General features: G+C 66.9%; 19 protein-coding genes. 14 read left to right on the forward strand and 5 right to left on the reverse strand.

Annotated features, from left to right (window positions below):
• The coding region (gene purU, locus L632_RS0118260) for a formyltetrahydrofolate deformylase (RefSeq protein WP_028717319.1) at positions 1-753 on the forward strand (753 nt) is incomplete at its 5' end.
• Positions 754-865: 112 nt separating this feature from the next.
• On the opposite strand, the gene L632_RS0118265 is transcribed toward purU, so the two are convergent.
• The 3 genes from L632_RS0118265 to L632_RS0118275 form a co-directional block, all read right to left on the reverse strand.
• Positions 866-2,533: a SulP family inorganic anion transporter gene (locus tag L632_RS0118265; RefSeq protein ID WP_028717320.1), complete on the reverse strand. Its 1,668-nt coding sequence runs from the start codon at positions 2,531-2,533 to the stop codon at positions 866-868.
• A gap of 66 nt (positions 2,534-2,599) precedes the next feature.
• On the reverse strand, positions 2,600-2,857 hold the full coding sequence (locus tag L632_RS0118270; protein WP_028713927.1) for a helix-turn-helix domain-containing protein: 258 nt from the start codon (positions 2,855-2,857) through the stop codon (positions 2,600-2,602).
• A 133-nt stretch (positions 2,858-2,990) separates the two neighbouring features.
• Complete coding sequence (locus L632_RS0118275; protein ID WP_028713928.1) at positions 2,991-5,033, reverse strand: TonB-dependent receptor domain-containing protein; 2,043 nt, start codon at positions 5,031-5,033, stop codon at positions 2,991-2,993.
• 242 nt (positions 5,034-5,275) lie between these two features.
• Between L632_RS0118275 and L632_RS0118280 the strand changes: the two genes are divergently transcribed.
• The 8 genes from L632_RS0118280 (at position 5,276) to L632_RS0118315 (ending at position 10,263) form a co-directional block, all read left to right on the forward strand.
• A complete protein-coding gene (locus L632_RS0118280) occupies positions 5,276-5,890 on the forward strand; it encodes a ribonuclease D (RefSeq protein ID WP_028713929.1) in 615 nt (204 codons plus the stop codon).
• 10 nt (positions 5,891-5,900) lie between these two features.
• Positions 5,901-6,848 carry an SIS domain-containing protein gene (locus L632_RS0118285; protein WP_028713930.1) on the forward strand — a complete coding sequence of 316 codons (948 nt, stop codon included), beginning with the start codon at positions 5,901-5,903 and terminating at the stop codon, positions 6,846-6,848.
• 2 nt (positions 6,849-6,850) lie between these two features.
• A complete protein-coding gene (locus L632_RS0118290; protein WP_028713931.1) occupies positions 6,851-7,432 on the forward strand; it encodes an LPS export ABC transporter periplasmic protein LptC in 582 nt (193 codons plus the stop codon).
• A 52-nt stretch (positions 7,433-7,484) separates the two neighbouring features.
• Positions 7,485-7,970 (forward strand): lipopolysaccharide transport periplasmic protein LptA, encoded by a 486-nt coding sequence (lptA, locus tag L632_RS0118295; RefSeq protein WP_028713932.1) that lies wholly within the window; start codon positions 7,485-7,487, stop codon positions 7,968-7,970.
• A gap of 3 nt (positions 7,971-7,973) precedes the next feature.
• Complete coding sequence (gene lptB, locus L632_RS0118300) at positions 7,974-8,708, forward strand: LPS export ABC transporter ATP-binding protein (protein ID WP_028713933.1); 735 nt, start codon at positions 7,974-7,976, stop codon at positions 8,706-8,708.
• A 165-nt stretch (positions 8,709-8,873) separates the two neighbouring features.
• The gene (gene hpf / locus L632_RS0118305; protein ID WP_028717321.1) at positions 8,874-9,449 is read left to right on the forward strand and encodes a ribosome hibernation-promoting factor, HPF/YfiA family; all 576 of its coding nucleotides are present in this window, start codon (positions 8,874-8,876) and stop codon (positions 9,447-9,449) included.
• A gap of 82 nt (positions 9,450-9,531) precedes the next feature.
• Complete coding sequence (locus tag L632_RS0118310; protein WP_028713935.1) at positions 9,532-9,996, forward strand: PTS sugar transporter subunit IIA; 465 nt, start codon at positions 9,532-9,534, stop codon at positions 9,994-9,996.
• Between the two features lie 75 nt (positions 9,997-10,071).
• Positions 10,072-10,263 (forward strand): hypothetical protein, encoded by a 192-nt coding sequence (locus tag L632_RS0118315; protein ID WP_028717322.1) that lies wholly within the window; start codon positions 10,072-10,074, stop codon positions 10,261-10,263.
• 79 nt (positions 10,264-10,342) lie between these two features.
• Here L632_RS0118315 and L632_RS0118320 read toward each other — a convergent pair whose 3' ends face one another.
• Positions 10,343-11,212 (reverse strand): branched-chain amino acid aminotransferase, encoded by an 870-nt coding sequence (locus L632_RS0118320; RefSeq protein ID WP_028713937.1) that lies wholly within the window; start codon positions 11,210-11,212, stop codon positions 10,343-10,345.
• A 151-nt stretch (positions 11,213-11,363) separates the two neighbouring features.
• Here L632_RS0118320 and L632_RS0118325 point away from each other — a divergent pair, with 151 nt between their 5' ends.
• Complete coding sequence (locus L632_RS0118325) at positions 11,364-11,879, forward strand: MarR family winged helix-turn-helix transcriptional regulator (RefSeq protein WP_028713938.1); 516 nt, start codon at positions 11,364-11,366, stop codon at positions 11,877-11,879.
• The gene (locus tag L632_RS0118330) at positions 11,876-12,595 is read left to right on the forward strand and encodes a response regulator (protein ID WP_028713939.1); all 720 of its coding nucleotides are present in this window, start codon (positions 11,876-11,878) and stop codon (positions 12,593-12,595) included. The genes L632_RS0118325 and L632_RS0118330 overlap by 4 nt, the downstream gene beginning before the upstream one ends.
• Positions 12,596-12,748: 153 nt before the next feature.
• Here L632_RS0118330 and secA read toward each other — a convergent pair whose 3' ends face one another.
• Entirely contained in the window at positions 12,749-15,454 is a 2,706-nt protein-coding gene (gene secA, locus L632_RS0118335; protein WP_028713940.1) for a preprotein translocase subunit SecA, read from the reverse strand.
• Positions 15,455-15,662: 208 nt separating this feature from the next.
• Here secA and L632_RS0118340 point away from each other — a divergent pair, with 208 nt between their 5' ends.
• The 3 genes from L632_RS0118340 to mutT are packed head-to-tail and all read left to right on the forward strand — an operon-like array spanning position 15,663 to position 18,302.
• Positions 15,663-16,502: a peptidylprolyl isomerase gene (locus tag L632_RS0118340; RefSeq protein ID WP_028713941.1), complete on the forward strand. Its 840-nt coding sequence runs from the start codon at positions 15,663-15,665 to the stop codon at positions 16,500-16,502.
• A 1-nt stretch (position 16,503) separates the two neighbouring features.
• The gene (argJ, locus tag L632_RS0118345) at positions 16,504-17,907 is read left to right on the forward strand and encodes a bifunctional glutamate N-acetyltransferase/amino-acid acetyltransferase ArgJ (protein ID WP_028713942.1); all 1,404 of its coding nucleotides are present in this window, start codon (positions 16,504-16,506) and stop codon (positions 17,905-17,907) included.
• Positions 17,904-18,302, forward strand: coding sequence for an 8-oxo-dGTP diphosphatase MutT (mutT, locus tag L632_RS0118350; protein ID WP_028713943.1), 399 nt, complete (start codon positions 17,904-17,906; stop codon positions 18,300-18,302). Before argJ ends, mutT begins: the two co-directional genes overlap by 4 nt.

Raw genomic sequence — 18,302 nt, forward strand, 5'->3', positions numbered from 1 at the left:
TTCTTCATGCGCGTCAGCTTCGTCTCCGAGGAGGGCGTGGGGCTGGAGGAATTGCGCGCCGGGCTGGCCGAGCCGGCCAAGCCCTTCGGCATGGACTACGCCATCCATGACGAGGCCGAGAAGATGAAGGTGGTGATCATGGTCAGCCGCTTCGGGCATTGCCTGAACGACCTTCTCTATCGCTGGCGCATCGGGGCCTTGCCGATCGACATCGTGGCGGTGATCAGCAATCACATGGACTATCAGAAGGTGGTGGTGAACCACGACATTCCCTTCCACTGCATCAAGGTCACCAAGGAGAACAAGCCGCAGGCCGAGGCGCAGCTGATGGCGGTGGTCGAGGATTCGGGCGCCGAGCTGGTGGTGCTGGCGCGCTACATGCAGGTGCTCTCGGACGCCCTGTGCAAGAAGATGTCGGGGCGGATCATCAACATCCATCATTCCTTCCTGCCGAGCTTCAAGGGCGCCAACCCCTACAAGCAGGCCTTCGAGCGCGGGGTGAAGCTGATCGGCGCGACCAGCCATTATGTGACCGCCGACCTCGACGAGGGCCCGATCATCGAGCAGGACATCATCCGGGTGACGCATGCGCAATCGCCCGAGGACTATGTCAGCCTCGGCCGCGACGTGGAAAGCCAGGTCCTGGCCCGCGCCATCCACGCCCATATCCACCGCCGGGTGTTCCTCAACGGCAACAAGACCGTCGTCTTCCCGGCGTCTCCGGGAAGCTACGCATCCGAGAGGATGGGCTGAAACAGCGCCGGGCGGCCATCGAGCCGCCCTTTTCGCGCCCGCCGCTTCACCGTTGGAAAAATACTCCCGCCGGAGGCAAGACCTCCCAGCAGGCACCGCCCGCGCAGAGTCGCTATGACCCGTGACGCCGGCGCAGCGCCTCCTCGACCGTCGGCGCATAGCGCGCCAGCGGGCGGCGCAGCCCATGCGTCAGCAGCACCCGGCGGATGTCGCGGCTGGTGCCGGTCAGCCACAGCGCGATGCCGCGGCGCTGCGCCTTGTGCGCCAGTCCCTCGATCATGTTGGCGCCGGTGGAATCCAGGAAAGGCACGGCGCTGAAATCCACCACCAGCACCCGAAACCCGTCCTGGATGCGATCCAGGACCGAGCCGATCGAGGCCGTGGCGCCGAAGAACAGTGCTCCCGAGATGCGATAGACCACCACGTCGCGCGGCTGCGGCTGGTCCGGGCGCGGCTGGGCGCTGTCGGCCGTGTCGGCGCCGACCAGCGCCTCGACCCCCACCGCCTGGCTCATGCGCTGGATGAACAGCACCGAGCCGAGCGCCAGCCCGACTACGATGGCTTCGGTCAGGTCGCGGAAGATCGTCAGCCCGAAGGTGACCAGCAGCACCGCCGCCTCGCCCCAGCCCGAGCGCAGCAGGATGGCGATGGCGGGTTTCTCGATCATGTTCCAGGCCACCACTGCCAGCACGCCGGCCAGCGCCGCCAGCGGGATATAAGACGCCAGCGGTGCCGCCAGCAGCATGAAGCCCAGCAGGAACAGCGCATGCAGCATCCCCGCCACCGGCCCATGCGCGCCGGCGCGCACATTGGTCGCCGTCCGCGCGATGGTGCCGGTGACGCAGATGCCGCCGAACAGCGCCGAGCCCATATTGGCCACGCCCTGCGCCACCAGCTCGCAATTCGAGCGGTGGCGGCGGCCGGTCATGCCGTCCGCGACCACCGCCGACAGCAGCGATTCGATGGCGCCGAGCAGCGTCAGCGACAGGGCGGCGGGCAAGAGCGACAGCACCCTGTCCAGCGACAGCTCCGGCAGCGCGGGGGCGGGCAGGGAGGACGGAATGCCGCCGAAGCGGCTGCCGATGGTCGCGACATCCGCCCCCGTCGCCGCGGTGAAGCCCGCCGCCAGCGCCACGGCGATCAGCATGCCGGGCCAATGCGGCCGGGCGCGCTTCAGCCCCAGGATCACCGCGATCGTTCCCAGCGCGATCGCCAGCGCCATGGGCGAAAGGCTGGCGCGGGCCTGCCAGAGGGCGGGGATCTTTTCCACCAGCTCGCCCGGCTCATGGGCCAGGGACAGGCCGAAGATCTCCTTCAGCTGGCTGGTGAAGATGATCACCGCGATGCCGGCGGTGAAGCCGACCGTCACCGGAAAGGGGATGAACTTGATGAAGGTGCCCAGCCTGAGCAGCCCGATGGCGACCAGCATCAGCCCCGACAGGAAGGTCGCCAGGATCAGCCCCGACATGCCGTGCTGCGCCACGATGCCGGCGACCAGCACGATGAAGGCCCCCGCCGGCCCGCCGATCTGGTAGCGCGAGCCGCCAAGCGCCGAGACCAGGAAGCCGCCGACGATGGCGGTATAGAGCCCCTGCGCCGGCGAGGCGCCGGAGGCGATGGCGATGGCCATCGACAGGGGCAGCGCCACGATGGCGACGGTCAGCCCGGCCAGGGCATCGGCGCGCAGCTGGGCCGCGCCATAGCCCTCGCGCAGGACGGTGATCAGTTTCGGGGTGAACAGCGGCGCAAATCCGGGCGCCGCGCTTGCCTGCTGGTTCATCTGGGCCGCACCTTCGCGAAGGAGGCGGCGGGATCGTCGGCTGTCTGTCGGCGGTCGCCGTCGCGATTACGTCTGCGGACCGGATTTCAGCCGCACGCCACGCCCGCCCGAGGGGCTGGCGGCGCCCTCGCCGATCAGCTCGATCCCGGCGGCCTCCAGCGCCTCGACCACGCGGGTCAGGCTTTCGACCACGCCGCGCACATTGCCGTCGCTGGCCTCCATGCGCTGGATGGTCGGGACCGACAGGCCCGAGAGCTCGGCCAGCCGCTTCTGGTCGATGCCAAGCAGGGCACGCGCCGCACGCATCTGGGCCGAGGTCATCATGCAGTGATTTCCAATCCTTGATGATGGATGTCTAGCAGGGTGATAGTGATATTTCAAACATCATTTCTGCCGGCTCAGCCATAGAAAAGGCCCCCGCGGGCGAGGGCCTTTTCTATGCGTCTGTCGGGATGGATCAGAAGTCCATCTTCACGCCCAGCGTGACGGTGCGGCCGGGGGCGTAGAGGGGGTCGATGATCCGGCTGCCCATGACGCGTTCGACATAGCTGCTGCGCTCGTAATAGCTTTCGTCGAACAGGTTATCGACGCCCAGATGCACGACCACGTTCTCGTAGTTCTGGGGACGCCACTGGCCATAGACGTTCACGATGGTATAGGAATCGTGATCTTCGAAGCCGAGCGGGGCGCCACTCTCATCGACCAGTGAACCGCTGTTCAGCGAACCGGCCCATTCGACGGTGCCGCCGACCTTGAGGTTATACTGGGGGATCTCCTGGTCGATGAACAGGGTGGCCAGCTTGCCGACCGGCATCACGGTGCCGCCGTCCGGAACCTTGTCCTCGCCGTTCTGGGTTACGTCGGCCTTGGTGAAGCTGGCGCCGATGCGGCCCGAACCCCAAGTGTAGCTGCCTTGCAAGGTAAAGCCCTTGCTGCGGTATTCGTCGGCATTGGTCAGATAGCCGCTGGCAACATCATATTCGGCCAGCCCGTCCAGCCGCGTGTCGAAGAAGGTGATGTTTCCGGTCCAGTTGCCCTGATTGGCATTCAAGCCCAGCTTAACGTTGCGAGCCGTCGCCGGCTCATAGTCGGGGTCGGTGGTGAACGCATCGTTCCGCGCGTGCAGCAGACCGTATTCGCCGATTTCGTAACCCAGCCATGTGCGCGATGCGCCGGCAAAGACCTCGTATCCTTCCGCGAATTCATACGAAATCGTGCCATTCACGCTGGCGCCGGTATCGGAATAGCTGTTGTTGTTCCAGTCGGTATAGCGGTGATGATCCAGCCGCAGACCAGTGGACAGGTCGATGCCGTTGTCGAACGCAAAGCGGCCCTGCACGAAAGTGCCGATCTGCATGGTGTCCAGGTTGAACGGACGCGTCCGCGCCGCCGAGTGGTCACCGTAGTTGTCGATGTGATAGTCGTCGTGCTGCCAATCTATCCCGGCGGTGATCCGGCCCTGGTCCAGCGTGTAGGTGTTCTTCAGAACGCCGCCGATGGTCGTGGTTTCAAGAATCATGTCGCCATTGGGGCGGGACGACGCGCCTGGATCGTCGCTGATCAGGTCGCCGAGGGCATAGTTCGGGCGCCAATATTCGTTGCGGCTGACATAGACCGTCGCTTCGGGGTCCCAGGCATCGGTCGGCGCGGTCGAACTGTATTTCAGCTTCAGCGTGTTGCGCGTGACTTTCAGCGGATAGACAGCGTCGTCCGCATTCAGGTCCATGTTCATCTTGATGACGCGGTCGGCGTCGTCCTTGCTGTGGTCATAGGACAATTCGACGCGATGCGTGTCGAATTCATAGCCCAGCTTAAGCAATGCACCCCGGGTGGCCGGTTCGGTGCCCGGCATCTCGCGACCGTTCGCGGCCTCGTAATTGTCGCCGTTTGCGCCGTGCACCATGGCAAACCAGTCGAAGCCCTCATAGACCCCATAGCCGGCCAGCGAGCCCGCGACGCCGCGGCCGTTGCTGCCATAGGACAGCCCGACGCGGCCGCCCTGGGTCCTGCCATCGGTCAGCAGGTCCTTGGCGCCGACGGTTTCATAGCGCAGCGCGCCGGCGGCGGCGCCGAAGCCGGCATCGGCAGCGGCGGCGCCAGCCTCGACCTCGACCGATTTCAGGAAGGCCGGGTCGACGACGTTCGAGCCGGTATGATGCCAGCTGGTCGGCCCTTGCGGCACGCCGTCCACGGTGACGGCCAGGTTCGACTGCTCCATGCCGAAGACGTGGATGCGCTTGGACGGGCCGGCGCCGCCGGAAACGGTGATGGCGGAATCGCGGGCGAACAGCTCGGACACGTCGGCGGGCTGCATCGCCTCGATATCCTCCGGGGTGACCGACACGCCGCCGGTCGCCTCGACATTCTCCTGGCCGTCGGCGATCAGGGTGATCGGATTCAGGACGACGGCCTCGGCATTCTGACCCTCCTGGGCGTAAAGGGCTGTCGCGAGCGCAAGCGAGGATACGCCCGCCAGCGGGATGATACGGCGCATTTTCATGGTCACTGCCTTGATTCGTTCGAAACTGGCGCGAGTTATATGGCCGGTCCCAAAATGCACAAGTATTTTACTCGGATATTATGCCGGTCCAGAGAGAAACAATCGGGATTGTTGCGCTCCTGCGCCACCTTCCGGCGGGATGCGGCGATGGGCCGCGGCCTGCCGACTTCCGACGCCGGGGCTGGCGCAGGCGGGGGCAAAGGGGTTACAGCAACCCAAACCCGCAGCCCGAGAAGCCACAGATGACGATTACCCTTTACCACAACGACCTGCCGGACGATCTGGACCTGGGTCCGGTCGTGGCCATCGACACCGAGACGATGGGGCTGGACCCGCGCCGCGACCGGCTGTGCCTGGTGCAGCTGTCCTCGGGCGACGGCAACGCGCATCTGGTGCAGATCGCCCGCGGCCAGCACGAGGCGCCGAACCTGACCCGGATGCTGACCGATCCCGGGGTGCTGAAGCTGTTCCATTTCGGCCGTTTCGACATCGCGGCGCTGGAGGCGGCCTTCGGCGTGGTGACGAAGCCGGTCTGGTGCACCAAGATCGCCAGCAAGATGGTGCGCACCTATACCGACCGGCACGGGCTGAAATACCTGCTGTCCGAACTTGTCGGCGTCGACATCTCCAAGCAGCAGCAGACCAGCGACTGGGGCGCGGCCGAACTGACGGATGCGCAGCTGGAATATGCCGCCTCGGACGTGCTTTACCTGCACGCGCTGAAGGCCGAACTGGAAAAGCGGCTGGCGCGCGAGGGGCGGCTGGGCCTGGCCGAGGCCTGTTTCGACTTCCTTCCTGCCCGGGCCCATCTGGACCTGCTGGGCTGGGGGGATGAAAACGACATCTTCCACCACTAGGTTGCGGGCCATGAGCGCATATCTCGACACCGCCCGCAGGGTGATCCGCACCGAGGCCGAGGGGCTGGCCCTGCTGGCCGAGAGCCTTGGCGACAGCTTCGACCGCGCGGTCGAGACCGTCCTGGCCGCGCGCGGCCGGGTCGTGGTCTCGGGCATGGGCAAGTCCGGCCATGTCGGGCGCAAGATCGCGGCGACGCTGGCCTCGACCGGGACGCCGGCGCAATTCGTCCATCCGGCCGAGGCGAGCCATGGCGACCTGGGCATGGTGACGCAGGGCGACGTGGCGCTGGTGCTGTCCAATTCGGGCGAGACGCCCGAGATCGCCGATATCGTCGCCCATACCCGGCGTTTCCAGATCCCGCTGATCGGCGTCGCCGGACGGGCGCAATCGACGCTGCTGCGCCAGGCGGACGTGGCGCTGGTCCTGCCCGCGGCGCCCGAAGCCTGCGGCACCGGCATCGTGCCCACCACCTCGACCACCATGACCATGGCGCTGGGCGATGCGCTGGCCGTGGCGCTGATGGAGCATCGCCAGTTCACGCCCGAGCATTTCCGCACCTTCCATCCCGGCGGCAAGCTGGGCGCGAAGCTGTCGCGGGTGGCCGACCTGATGCATGAGGACATGCCGCTGGTCCCCGAGACCGCGCCCATGGCCGAGGCGCTTCTGACCATCAGCCAGAAAAGCTTCGGCGTGACCGGGGTGACGGATGCCGCGGGGCGGCTGACCGGCATCATCACCGACGGCGACCTGCGGCGGCACATGCAGGGCCTTCTGGACCATAGCGCCGCCGAGGTGATGACCCGCAACCCGCGCACCATCGGCCCGGACGCGCTGGCCGAGGCGGCGCTGGCCGAGATGCAGGCGCGCCGCATCACCTGCCTGTTCGTGGTCACCCCCGAGGGGGCGCCGGCCGGGCTGATCCACATCCACGACTTCCTGCGCACGGGGCTTGTCTGACGGTGACCACCCGCTCGTGCATCGTGGCCTGGTTGCGGGTGATCCTGCCGCTGACGGCGCTGGCGATCCTGTCGGTGCTGTTCCTTCTGGGCCGCAAGCCCGACCCCGAGGCCAGCATTCCCTATGCCGACGTGGACCCGCGCGAACTGGCCGAGCGGCAGGCGGTGACCAGCCCGACCTATGCCGGCGTGACCGAGGACGGGGCGCAGCTGAGCATCTCGGCCGCCGAGGCCCGGCCCGGCGCGGAACAGGGCGACGGCTTGGCGCAGGCGGTGCGCATGACCCTGCGCGCCCAGGACGGGCGGGCGGCGGATGTCAGCGCCGGCACGGCTGCGCTTGAGGGCGATCAGGTCCGGCTGGGCGAGGGGGTGCGCATGACCACCGCCGACGGCTGGGTGCTGACCGCGCCCGAGCTGCGGGCCTCGACCGGCGAGGGCAGGCTGGTTTCGGATGAAGAGGTCAATGTCCTCGCCCCCTTCGGCGATATGACGGCGGGGCGGATGGAGCTGCGGCCCTCGGGGGAGGGCAGCGGCGATCACGTTCTTGATTTGAGCGGCGGAGTTCGCTTGATATACCGGCCATGACCCGGCGCCGACTCCCGCGCAAGGGGCCCTCAGGCGCCAGAAAGGAAATCCGATGATCCGGCCCGGACCGCTTTTGCCCGTGTTCCTGTCGCTTGCGCTGGCGGCGGGCGCGGCCATGGGCCAGACCACCGGCTTCGGCAATGCGCAGGATGTCAAGCAGCCGGTCGAAGTCACCGCCGATTCGCTGACCGTGGATCAGAAGACCGGCCAGGCGACCTTTTCCGGCAATGTTCTGATCGGCCAGGGCGCCATGCGGCTTTCGGCCGCGCGCGTGACGGTGACCTATGCCCAGGGCGACCAGCGCCGCATCAGCGCCCTGCATGCCGAGGGCGGCGTCACCCTGGTCAGCGGCGCCGACGCGGCCGAGGCGCAGGCCGCCGAATACGATGTCGAGACCGGCACCGTCGTGCTGACCGGCGACGTGCTTCTGACCCAGGGCGGAAACGTGCTGGCCGGAGACCGGGTGACGGTGAACCTGGAAAGCGGCACGGCCAATGCCTCGGGGCGGGTGCGCAGCGTGCTGCAGCCGGGGGACTGACCGATGGCGGGGGAACAGGGGCTGCGGGTCCGGGGCCTGCGCAAATCCTATCGCAACCGTCCGGTGATCCGCGACGTGGCGCTGGATCTGGACCGCGGCGAGGTGGTGGCGCTCCTGGGTCCGAACGGGTCGGGCAAGACCACCTGTTTCTATTGCGTGGCCGGGCTGGTCGCGCCTGATTCGGGTCAGGTGCTGATCGACGGGCAGGACGCCACCGCGCTGCCGATGTATCGCCGCGCCCAGATGGGCATCGGCTATCTGCCGCAGGAGATGTCGATCTTTCGCGGCCTGACGGTCGAGCAGAACATCATGGCGGTGCTGGAACTGGTCGAGCCGCATGTGCACCAGCGCCGCGAGCGGCTGGAGGAGCTGCTGGGCGATTTCTCGATCGGCCATCTGCGCAATGCCTCGGCCATGGCGCTGTCGGGCGGCGAGCGGCGGCGGGTCGAGATCGCCCGCTGCCTTGCGGCCGATCCGGCCTATCTGCTTCTGGACGAACCATTCGCCGGCGTCGATCCCATCGCCGTGGGCGAGATCCGCGCCCTGGTCCACGACCTGAAAAGCCGCGGCATCGGCGTGCTCATCACCGATCACAACGTGCGCGAGACGCTGGAGATCGTGGACCGCGCCTATATCCTGCATGACGGCCACGTGCTGAAATCCGGCACCACCGCCGAGATCGTCGCCGATCCGCAGGTGCGCCGCGTCTATCTGGGCGAAACCTTCCGCATGAACTGAATGCAAGGTCATGCCGATCCGCCGCGCGCAGCCGTTGACACAGCGCCGCGGCTGTCACCAAATGAGGGTATGGCCGGGCAAGACCGCCCGGCCAGAGAAACCCGGACGCGACGCCCGCGCGAGGGCGTTGGCGACAAGATCGGGCAACCGAAAGGACGGACCACCATGCGCTACCAGATCAGCGGAAAACAGATCGACGTGGGCGATGCGCTTTCGACTCACGTCAAGACCGAACTGGGTGAAACCGTTGAGAAATATTCGCAACGCCCGACGGATGCGACGGTCATCTTTTCCCGCAACGCGCATGAATTCATCTGCGATGCCGTGGTGCATCTCTCGACCGGGCTGACCGCCCAGGCCAAGGGCGCGGCCACCGATATCTACGCGGCCTTCGAACGGTGCCGCGAGCGGATGGACAAGCAGCTGCGCCGCTACAAGCGCCGGCTCAAGGATCACTACAAGGATCGGACCCAGCCGGTTGAATTCGAGCAGGCGGGCATGTATGTGCTGGCCGCCGATGAGGACGAATGGGAATCGCAGGGCGACGGCCTGCAGCCCATGATCATCGCCGAGATGGAGACCCGCGTGCCAACCCTCTCGGTCGGCGAGGCGGTGATGCAGATGGAACTGGCCGGCAGCCCGCTGCTGGTCTTTCGCAACGAGAAACATGGGGGCGTGAACGTGGTTCACCGCCGCGACGACGGCAACGTGGGCTGGATCGACCCCCGCAATCTGGGCTAGACTGACGCAGAAGGGCAGTCTTGTTGAACCAAACGTCCCGGCTGCGCGGCCCGCAGCCGGGACCTGACAATTTTCGGGCGACATGCAGATCAGCGACATTCTCTCTCCCGCCGCCGTGCGGACGATGAGCCAGACCACCAGCAAGAAACGGTTGTTCCAGGAAATCGCCGAGCAGGCGCGCGCGGTCTATGGCGTGGACGCGCCGCAGACGCTGGACGCGCTGCAGGAGCGCGAAAGCCTGGGCCCGACCGGCGTCGGCCATGGCGTGGCGCTGCCGCATGCGCGGCTGCACGGGCTCGACCGCGTGGTCGGCCTGTTCCTGCGGCTGGAAAAGCCGCTGGATTTCGACGCGGTGGACCGCCAGCCGGTGGACCTGATCTTTGCGCTGCTGGCGCCCAAGAATTCCGGCGTCGATCACCTCAAGGCGCTGGCGCTGGTCTCGCGCACGCTGCGCGACCAGGACCTGCGCGCCAAGCTGCGCGCCAACGAGGACCCGGTGGCGCTGCACGCCATGCTGGCGGCGGCGCCCGGCATCAAGGCGGCCTGAGGTCGCAGCCCGGCCGGCAGGGGGTGAAATGCCCCCGCATCCGCGCTATACTCCCGCGCGGGGAGGAAGACCGAAATGACCAGACATATCGCAGACCGCAGTCACGAAAGCAGTTCCGGCCGCACGCAATACTACACGCGGCAGGAACGCGAATCCGGCCTTCATCCGGCCATCGCCGCCCTGCGCATGCGGCCCCGCATCCGCAGCGAGGCTGCGAATCGCCGGGCCGCCGAATTCGCCAGGATCGAGCGCGGCCATCGGGTCTGACCGCTGACCCGCCAATGCGGAACCGGCCGGGCGCTGCCGCCCGGCCGGTTTTCATTCCGTCCTTCGCCCGGGGCCGCGATCAGCTGCGGACCAGCTGCTCGTAATCCTCGGCGATCTTGCGGGTGGTGTCGCCGACCTGGAAATGCCAGTCGCCGATCTGCCCGACCGGGGTGACCTCGGCCGCGGTGCCGGTCAGGAAGCATTCCTGGAAGCCCGCCAGCTCCTCGGGCTTGATGCGGCGCTCATGCACGGCGGTGCCGTTGTCCTTCAGCATCTGGATGACGGTCTGCCGGGTGATGCCGTTCAGGAAGCGGTCGGCCAGGGGCGTGTGCACCTCGCCATCCTTGACGAAGAAGATGTTGGCGCCGGTCGCCTCGGCGACATAGCCCTCCCAGTCCATGAACAGCGCGTCCGAGCAGCCCTTCTCCTCGGCGGCGTGCTTGGACATGGTGCAGATCATGTAAAGCCCGGCGGCCTTGGCGGCGGTGGGGATGGTCTCGGGGCTCGGCCGCTTCCACTTGGCGATGTCGAGCTTGGCGCCCTGCCATTTCGCCTCGCCGTAATAACTGCCCCATTCCCAGGCGGCGACGGCCATGCGCACCGGGTTGCGGCGGGCGGAAACCCCCATGTCCTCGCCCGAGCCGCGCCACATCACCGCGCGGACATAGGCGTCCTTGAAGCCGTTGGCGTTGAGCACCTCTTCCTTGGCGGCGTCGATCTCCTCGGCGGTATAGGGCGACTGCATGTCCAGCAGCCGGGCCGATTCGATCAGCCGCAGCGAATGCTCGTGTCCCTTGAAGATCTTGCCGCTGTAGCAGCGCTCGCCCTCGAACACCGAGCTGGCATAGTGCAGGGCATGGGTCAGGATGTGGATGTTCGCATCGCGCCACTCCACAAGCTTGCCATCCATCCAGATCTTGCCGTCACGATCGTCATATGCGCCCGCCATTTTTCCCTCCGGCCGGTTCTGTTTGCGGAATGTTGCGTTGGTCTGCCGCGTCTGGCAAAGAAAGTTGCGCAACTTGCGGTCTGGGCTATCCATTCATGGTTGGAAAGTCAATAAGTCTGACGTAATAAGGGCCATGCATTACGGAGAGGTCATGCAGAACAAGGGTGGCGTCGCCGCGGCAGGAAGCGAGAACCTGCTGTTTCTTACCGACGATCAGCTTCGCCGCGGGATCGAGGCGATGTTCTTTGCCTATCGCGCCTTCACCGCCGATCCCGACCTGATTCTGGCCGAGCTGGATTACGGCCGCGCCCATCACCGGGCGATCCATTTCATCAACCGCGAGCCGGGGCTGACGGTGACCGCGCTTCTGGACGTGCTGGGGGTGACCAAGCAGTCGCTGAACCGGGTGCTGCGCACGCTGATCGAGGACGGGCTGGTCGAAAGCCGCATCGGCCGCCGCGACCGGCGCGAGCGGCAGCTCTACCTGACCGAAAAGGGCGCGGCGCTGGAGCGCCGGCTGTCCGAGGCGCAGCGCGCCCGCATGCGCGCCGCCTATCGCGCCGCCGGACCGCAGGCGGTGGCGGGCTTCCGGCAGGTGCTCGAGGCGATGATGGACCGCGAGACGCTGCGCCAGTATCGCGCCCTGAAGCAGCTGCCCGACGCATGACCTCGGCCGACCTGCAGCCCGCCGCCCATATCCTTGTCGTCGATGACGACGAGCGCATCCGCAGCCTGCTGCGCCGCTTCCTGATGCGCAACGATTTCCTGGTGACCACGGCGCGGGACGCCGCCCATGCCCGGCGCCTGCTGGAGGGCCTGGATTTCGACCTGATCGTGCTCGACGTGATGATGCCGGGCGAGGACGGGTTCTCGCTGACCCGCGACCTGCGCAAGCAGATGACCACCCCGATCCTGCTGCTGACCGCCAGGGGCGAGACCGGCGACCGCATCGAGGGGCTGGAAAGCGGCGCCGACGACTACCTGCCGAAACCCTTCGAGCCGCGCGAGCTGCTCTTGCGCATCGCCGCCATCCTGCGCCGTATCCCGGCGGCCGAACCCAAGGGGCCGAAGTTCCTGTCGCTGGGCCCCCTGCGCTACGACGCCGACAAGGGCGAGCTTTGGCAGGGCGACGCCCCCTTGCGCCTGACCGGGACCGAGCAGGCGCTGCTGAAGCGCCTGGCCGATACGCCGCGCCAGCCGGTCAGCCGCAGCGCGCTGATCGAGGATCTGGGCCGCAGCCCGTCGGAGGAGCCGGGTGAGAATTCCGAACGCGCCATCGACGTGCAGATCACCCGGCTGCGCCGCAAGATCGAGCCCGATCCCAAGGAGCCGCGCTACCTGCAGACCGTGCGCGGAACCGGCTACATGCTGGTGCCGGACTAGGAACCTTCCGCGCAGCTTTCGCGGCCGCAATGGGTATTTGGAAAACAGAGAAGCACGAGCCGCCTCGCTCGGATCTTCTCTGTTTTCCAAATACCCATTTGCCGAGTGCGCAATCCGCATGGCGCATGAAAAAGGGGCCCGAAGGCCCCCAGTTCATGCCAGCGCGCCGTGGCAGTGCTTGAACTTCTTGCCCGAGCCGCAGGGGCAGGGATCGTTGCGCGAGGGGTTGCCCCAGGTCGTGGGGTCGGTCTCGTCGAAGCCGGCGACCCGGCCCGAAACCTCGCCGCCCTCGGCTTCCTCGTGTTCGGGATGCATCTGCGCCTCGGTCGCCGCCTGCTGCTGCTGGTATTCGCGCAGCATCTGCTCGCGCTCGGCATCGGTCAGCGGCCGGATGCGGGCCAGTTGCTGGGTCACGTCGAAGCGCAGCCCGTCCAGCATGGTCTCGAACAGCTGGAAGGCCTCGGTCTTGTATTCCGACAGCGGGTCGCGCTGTGCATAGCCGCGGAAGCCCACGACCGAGCGCAGATGCTCCAGCGTGACCAGATGCTCGCGCCATTTGCTGTCGATCTGCTGCAGCAGCACCTGCTTTTCGATCTGGCGCATGTTCTCGGGGCCGAACTGTTCGGTCTTTTGCGCCATATAGGTATCGGTGGCCTGCTGGATGCGTTCGCGGATCGCGTCCTGGTCCACGCCGTCCTCGGCTGCCCAATCGGCGATGGGCAGGTCCATGTTCAGCTTGTCGACCACCGCGTCGTGCAGGCCCTGGACGTCCCATTGCTCGGCATAGGCGCGCGGTGGCAGGTGCTGGTCGATCAGGTCGTCGATCACCTGCGCGCGCATGTCGGCGGCGATGTCCCCGACCTCGTCGGTATGCATGATTTCCAGGCGCTGGCTGAAGATCGCCTTGCGCTGGTCGTTCATCACGTCGTCGAATTTCAGCAATTGCTTGCGGATGTCGAAGTTGCGGCCCTCGACCTTGGCCTGGGCGCGTTCCAGCGACTTGTTGACCCAGGGGTGGACGATGGCCTCGCCATCCTTCATGCCCAGCGTCGACAGCACCTTGTCCAGCCGTTCCGAGCCGAAGATCCGCATCAGGTCGTCTTCCAGCGACAGGAAGAACAGCGAGCGGCCGGGGTCGCCCTGGCGGCCCGAGCGGCCGCGCAGCTGGTTGTCGATGCGGCGGCTTTCGTGGCGTTCGGTCGCCAGCACGAACAGCCCGCCGGCGTCCAGAACCGCCTGTTTCTCGGCGGCGTGCTCGGCCTCGATCTGGGCGCGCAGCTCGTCGGGATGGGCCTCGGGGTCGGCGGCCAGCGCCTCCATCACCTTCATCTCGACATTGCCGCCCAGCTGGATGTCGGTGCCGCGGCCGGCCATGTTGGTGGCGATGGTCACGGCGCCCAGCTTGCCGGCATCGGCGACGATCTTCGCCTCCTGCTCGTGCTGGCGGGCGTTCAGCACGTTGTGCGGGATGCCTTCCTTGGTCAGCATCTGCGACAGCATCTCGGATTTTTCGATCGAGGTCGTGCCGACCAGGATCGGCTGGCCCTTGGCATGGGCTTCCTTGATCGCCTCGATCACCGCGGCGTATTTCTCGGCCGCGGTGCGATAGACGCGGTCGTGTTCGTCGATGCGCTGCACCGGGCGGTTCGTGGGCACCTCGACCACACCCAGCTTGTAGATCTCGGCGAATTCCTCGGCCTCGGTGGCCGCGGTGCCGGTCATGCCCGACAGCTTGTCGTAGAGCCGGAAATAGTTCTGGAAGGTGACCGAGGCCAGCGTCACGTTCTCGGGCTGGATCGCCACGCCCTCTTTCGCCTCGATGGCCTGGTGCAACCCGTCCGACAGCCGGCGGCCCTTCATCATCCGGCCGGTGAATTCGTCGATCAGCACCACCTCGTCGTCGCGCACGATATAGTGCTGGTCGCGCATGAACAGCTTGTGCGCCCGCATCGCCTGGTTGGCGTGGTGGACGATGGTGGTCGATTCGGGGTCGTAAAGCGTCTGGCCCTCGGGCAGCACGCCCGCCGCCTGCAGGCGCTTTTCCAGGAACTCGTTGCCTTCCTCGGTAAAGGTGGCGTTGCGGGCCTTTTCGTCCAGCTTGTAATGCTCGGGCGCGAGTTCGGGCATGAAGGCGTCGAGCGTCTTGTAGAGCTCGCTGCGGTCCTGCGAGGGGCCCGAGATGATCAGCGGCGTCCGCGCCTCGTCGATCAGGATCGAGTCGACCTCGTCGACGATGGCGAAGAAATGCCCGCGCTGGGTCATCTGCTCGATCGAGCCCTTCATGTTGTCGCGCAGGTAGTCGAAGCCCAGCTCGTTATTGGTGGCATAGGTCACGTCGGCCCGGTAGGCCTCGCGCTTCTCGGCGTCCTCCTGGAAAGGATAGACCACACCGGTGGTCATGCCCAGCTGGGCAAAGACCTTGCCCATCCAATGCGCGTCGCGCTTGGCCAGGTAGTCGTTGACGGTGACGACATGCACGCCCTTGCCCGCCAGCGCGTTCAGATAGGCCGGGAAGGTCGCGACCAGGGTCTTGCCCTCGCCGGTCTTCATCTCGGCGATATTGCCCTGGTGCAGGAAGATGCCGCCCATCAGCTGGGTGTCGAAGGCGCGCAGGCCAAGCGCGCGGCGCGCCGCCTCGCGGCAATTGGCGAAGGCCTCGGGCAGAAGCTTGTCCAGATCCTCGCCCGCTTGCGCGCGGCCCTGCAACTCGCGGGTCTTGCCGATCAGGTCCGCATCGGAGAGGGCGCGGAACTGTTCCTCCAGCGCGTTGATCTGGGCCACCAGCGGGCGGACCGATTTCACCTTGCGGTCGTTGGGCGTGCCAAAGACCAGTTTCGCCAAGTTTCCGATGCCGAGCATATGAACCTTCAAAATCGCGTATCTGGGGGTGCGCGGGACGTTCCGCCCACTTGCCGGCACCATTCGCCTTGCCCTATCACTTGGGCCGGAAAAACGGCGACGGGCGCGCATTTTCGGTTGCGCCGGATGTATGCCCCGGCCGGCCCACTGTCAACGCTTGCGCCCGTTCACCTCTGCGTGGACGCGCCGTCCCACGAAGGGGAAACCTATGCTGAAACCGCTTCTTGCCGTCTCCGTGCTGCTCTCGGGGGCCGTATCGGCCATGCCCGGCCTGGCGCAGGACGCCGATACCGTGGTCGCCACCGTCAACGGCGAGTCGATCACGCTGGGCCAGATGATCGCCATGCGGCAGGGGCTGGACGCGCAGACCACGCAGGGCCTGCCGGATGCGGCGCTGTGGGACCTGATGCTGGACCAGATGATCCGCCAGACCGCCGTGGCGCAGGCCGCCGAGCCGCTGAGCAAGCGCGACGCCGTGGCGCTGGAGATCGAGAAGCGCGCCTATCTGGCCGGCTCGGTCCTGGAAAAGGTCGCGAGCGCCGAGCCGAGCGAGGCCGAGTTGAAAGCCGCCTATGACCAGGCCTTCGGCGGCCAGACCGAGCCCAAGATCGAATACAATGCCGCCCATATCCTGGTGAAGACCAGGGAAGAGGCCGATGCCATCGCCAAGGAGTTGCAGGACGGCGCCGATTTCGGCACGCTGGCCGAGCAGAAATCGACCGACAATTCCGGCCCGAACAAGGGCGACCTGGGCTGGTTCCAGCCCGAGCAGATGGTCGAGCCCTTTGCCGATGCCGTGAAGGCGCTGGACAAGGGCCAGGTCTCGGAGCCCGTCGAGACCCAGTTCGGCTGGCATGTCATCAAGCTGAACGACACGCGCGAGGTCACGCCCCCGGCCTTTGACGAGATCAAGGAGCAACTGGCCATGCAGGTGCGCCGCGACAAGGTGCAGGCCGAGATCGAGCAACGCGTGTCCGACGCCAAGGTCGAAAAGACCGAGGGGCTGGCCCCCGACCTGCTGAACAAGACCGATATCCTGGGGGAGTGACATGGCGAAATCGGACGACAAGAAGAGCAAGCCCTCCGATGCCGAAAAGCTGAAGACGGCGAAGAAGCGGCTGAAGAAGCTGAAGGCCGCGCTGAAGGAAGCCGCCGCCAGCCTGGAGGCGCGGGCCGAGGCGGCGGTGGAGGCCGTGGCCAAGGCCAAGCCCCAGAACCCGGTCTCGCCGCTGGCTCCGGCGCGCTTTCCCGACCTGCCGGTGATCGAGGGCGCCGAATTCGCCTCGGGCGCGGCGGGGGTGAAATACCAGGGCCGTACCGATGTCATGCTGGTGCGGCTGGCGCCGGGCACTGCCATCGCCGGCGCCTTCACCAAGTCCTCGACCCGCGCCGCCAGCGTGCTGGACTGCCAGGCCAAGCTGGCGCTGAAGCAGGACACCGGCAAGGGCGCGGCGATCATCGTGAACTCGGGCAACGCCAATGCCTTCACCGGCCGGAACGGGCAAGAGGCGGTGGATGCCGTGACCGGCGGCGTCGCCAAGGCGCTGGGCGTGCCGCGCGAGCGGGTCTTCTCGTCCTCGACCGGGGTGATCGGCGAGCCGCTGCCGGCCGATCGCATCACCGCCGTGATCGGCGATCTCGCCGCCAACCTGGACGCGGCCGGCGCGGCCGGCGCGGCGCGGGCCATCATGACCACCGACACCTTCCCGAAAGGCGCGGCGGCCAGTTTCGAAGGCGATGGCGGCACCATCAACATCACCGGCATCGCCAAGGGCTCGGGCATGATCGCGCCCGACATGGCGACGATGCTGGTCTATGTCTTCACCGATGCGAAGATCGCGCCCGCGCTGCTGCAGCGCATGCTGTCGGCGCGGCTGGATGAGACCTTCAACGCCATCACCGTGGACAGCGACACCTCGACCTCGGACGCGCTGATCCTGGCGGCGACCGGCAAGTCGAAGGCCGCGCCGATCACCGACCTGCGCTCGGCCCCGGCGCGGGCCTTCGGCAAGGCGCTGACCCAGGTCATGCTGGACCTGGCGCAGCAGGTGGTCCGGGACGGCGAAGGAGCGACGAAATTCGTCGAGGTGCAGGTGACGGGCGCGGTCAGCGATGCCGATGCCCATCGCGTCGCCATGGCCATCGCCAATTCGCCGCTGGTCAAGACCGCCATCGCCGGCGAGGATGCGAACTGGGGCCGCGTGGTCATGGCCGTCGGCAAGTCCGGGGCCGAGGCCGACCGCGACCGGCTGACCATCCGCTTCGGCGACATGGTGCTGGCCGAGAACGGCTGGCGCGCGCCGGGCTATGACGAAGCCGCTGCCAGCGCCTATATGAAGCGCGACCATCTGGTGATCGGCGTCGACCTGGGGCTGGGCAGGGGCAGGCGCACGGTCTGGACCTGCGACCTGACGCATGGCTATATCGACATCAACGCCGATTACCGCTCATGAAGATGGTGCTTGTCGCGGCCGTCGCGCTGATCGACGCGGACGGCCGCGTGCTTCTGGCGCAGCGCCCCGAGGGCAAGTCCCTCGCGGGCCTGTGGGAGTTTCCCGGCGGCAAGGTCGAGCCGGGCGAGACCCCCGAGGCCGCGCTGATCCGCGAGCTGCACGAGGAACTGGGCATTGAGACCTGGCATTCCTGCCTGGCGCCGCTGACCTTCGCCAGCCACGCCTATGACGATTTCCACCTGCTGATGCCGCTGTTCGCCTGCCGGCGCTGGCAGGGCGTGCCGATGCCCCGGGAAGGGCAGAATCTGGCCTGGGCCCGGGCCCGGGAATTGGACAAATATCCGATGCCGCCGGCAGACCTGCCGCTGCTGCCCATCCTGCGCGACTGGCTATGA

This window comes from Paracoccus sp. J39 (genome assembly GCF_000518925.1).
Lineage (GTDB): Bacteria > Pseudomonadota > Alphaproteobacteria > Rhodobacterales > Rhodobacteraceae > Paracoccus.

What these genes read in the sequence shown, in the direction of transcription:
- L632_RS0118265 (WP_028717320.1), bottom strand. Translation starts at nt 2,533, where the DNA reads ATGAACCAGCAGGCAAGCGCGGCGCCCGGATTTGCGCCGCTGTTCACC.
- L632_RS0118270 (WP_028713927.1), bottom strand. Translation starts at nt 2,857, where the DNA reads ATGATGACCTCGGCCCAGATGCGTGCGGCGCGTGCCCTGCTTGGCATC.
- L632_RS0118275 (WP_028713928.1), bottom strand. Translation starts at nt 5,033, where the DNA reads ATGAAAATGCGCCGTATCATCCCGCTGGCGGGCGTATCCTCGCTTGCG.
- L632_RS0118280 (WP_028713929.1), top strand. Translation starts at nt 5,276, where the DNA reads ATGACGATTACCCTTTACCACAACGACCTGCCGGACGATCTGGACCTG.
- L632_RS0118285 (WP_028713930.1), top strand. Translation starts at nt 5,901, where the DNA reads ATGAGCGCATATCTCGACACCGCCCGCAGGGTGATCCGCACCGAGGCC.
- lptA (WP_028713932.1), top strand. Translation starts at nt 7,485, where the DNA reads ATGATCCGGCCCGGACCGCTTTTGCCCGTGTTCCTGTCGCTTGCGCTG.
- lptB (WP_028713933.1), top strand. Translation starts at nt 7,974, where the DNA reads ATGGCGGGGGAACAGGGGCTGCGGGTCCGGGGCCTGCGCAAATCCTAT.
- hpf (WP_028717321.1), top strand. Translation starts at nt 8,874, where the DNA reads ATGCGCTACCAGATCAGCGGAAAACAGATCGACGTGGGCGATGCGCTT.
- L632_RS0118310 (WP_028713935.1), top strand. Translation starts at nt 9,532, where the DNA reads ATGCAGATCAGCGACATTCTCTCTCCCGCCGCCGTGCGGACGATGAGC.
- L632_RS0118315 (WP_028717322.1), top strand. Translation starts at nt 10,072, where the DNA reads ATGACCAGACATATCGCAGACCGCAGTCACGAAAGCAGTTCCGGCCGC.
- L632_RS0118320 (WP_028713937.1), bottom strand. Translation starts at nt 11,212, where the DNA reads ATGGCGGGCGCATATGACGATCGTGACGGCAAGATCTGGATGGATGGC.
- L632_RS0118325 (WP_028713938.1), top strand. Translation starts at nt 11,364, where the DNA reads ATGCAGAACAAGGGTGGCGTCGCCGCGGCAGGAAGCGAGAACCTGCTG.
- L632_RS0118330 (WP_028713939.1), top strand. Translation starts at nt 11,876, where the DNA reads ATGACCTCGGCCGACCTGCAGCCCGCCGCCCATATCCTTGTCGTCGAT.
- secA (WP_028713940.1), bottom strand. Translation starts at nt 15,454, where the DNA reads ATGCTCGGCATCGGAAACTTGGCGAAACTGGTCTTTGGCACGCCCAAC.
- L632_RS0118340 (WP_028713941.1), top strand. Translation starts at nt 15,663, where the DNA reads ATGCTGAAACCGCTTCTTGCCGTCTCCGTGCTGCTCTCGGGGGCCGTA.
- argJ (WP_028713942.1), top strand. Translation starts at nt 16,504, where the DNA reads ATGGCGAAATCGGACGACAAGAAGAGCAAGCCCTCCGATGCCGAAAAG.
- mutT (WP_028713943.1), top strand. Translation starts at nt 17,904, where the DNA reads ATGAAGATGGTGCTTGTCGCGGCCGTCGCGCTGATCGACGCGGACGGC.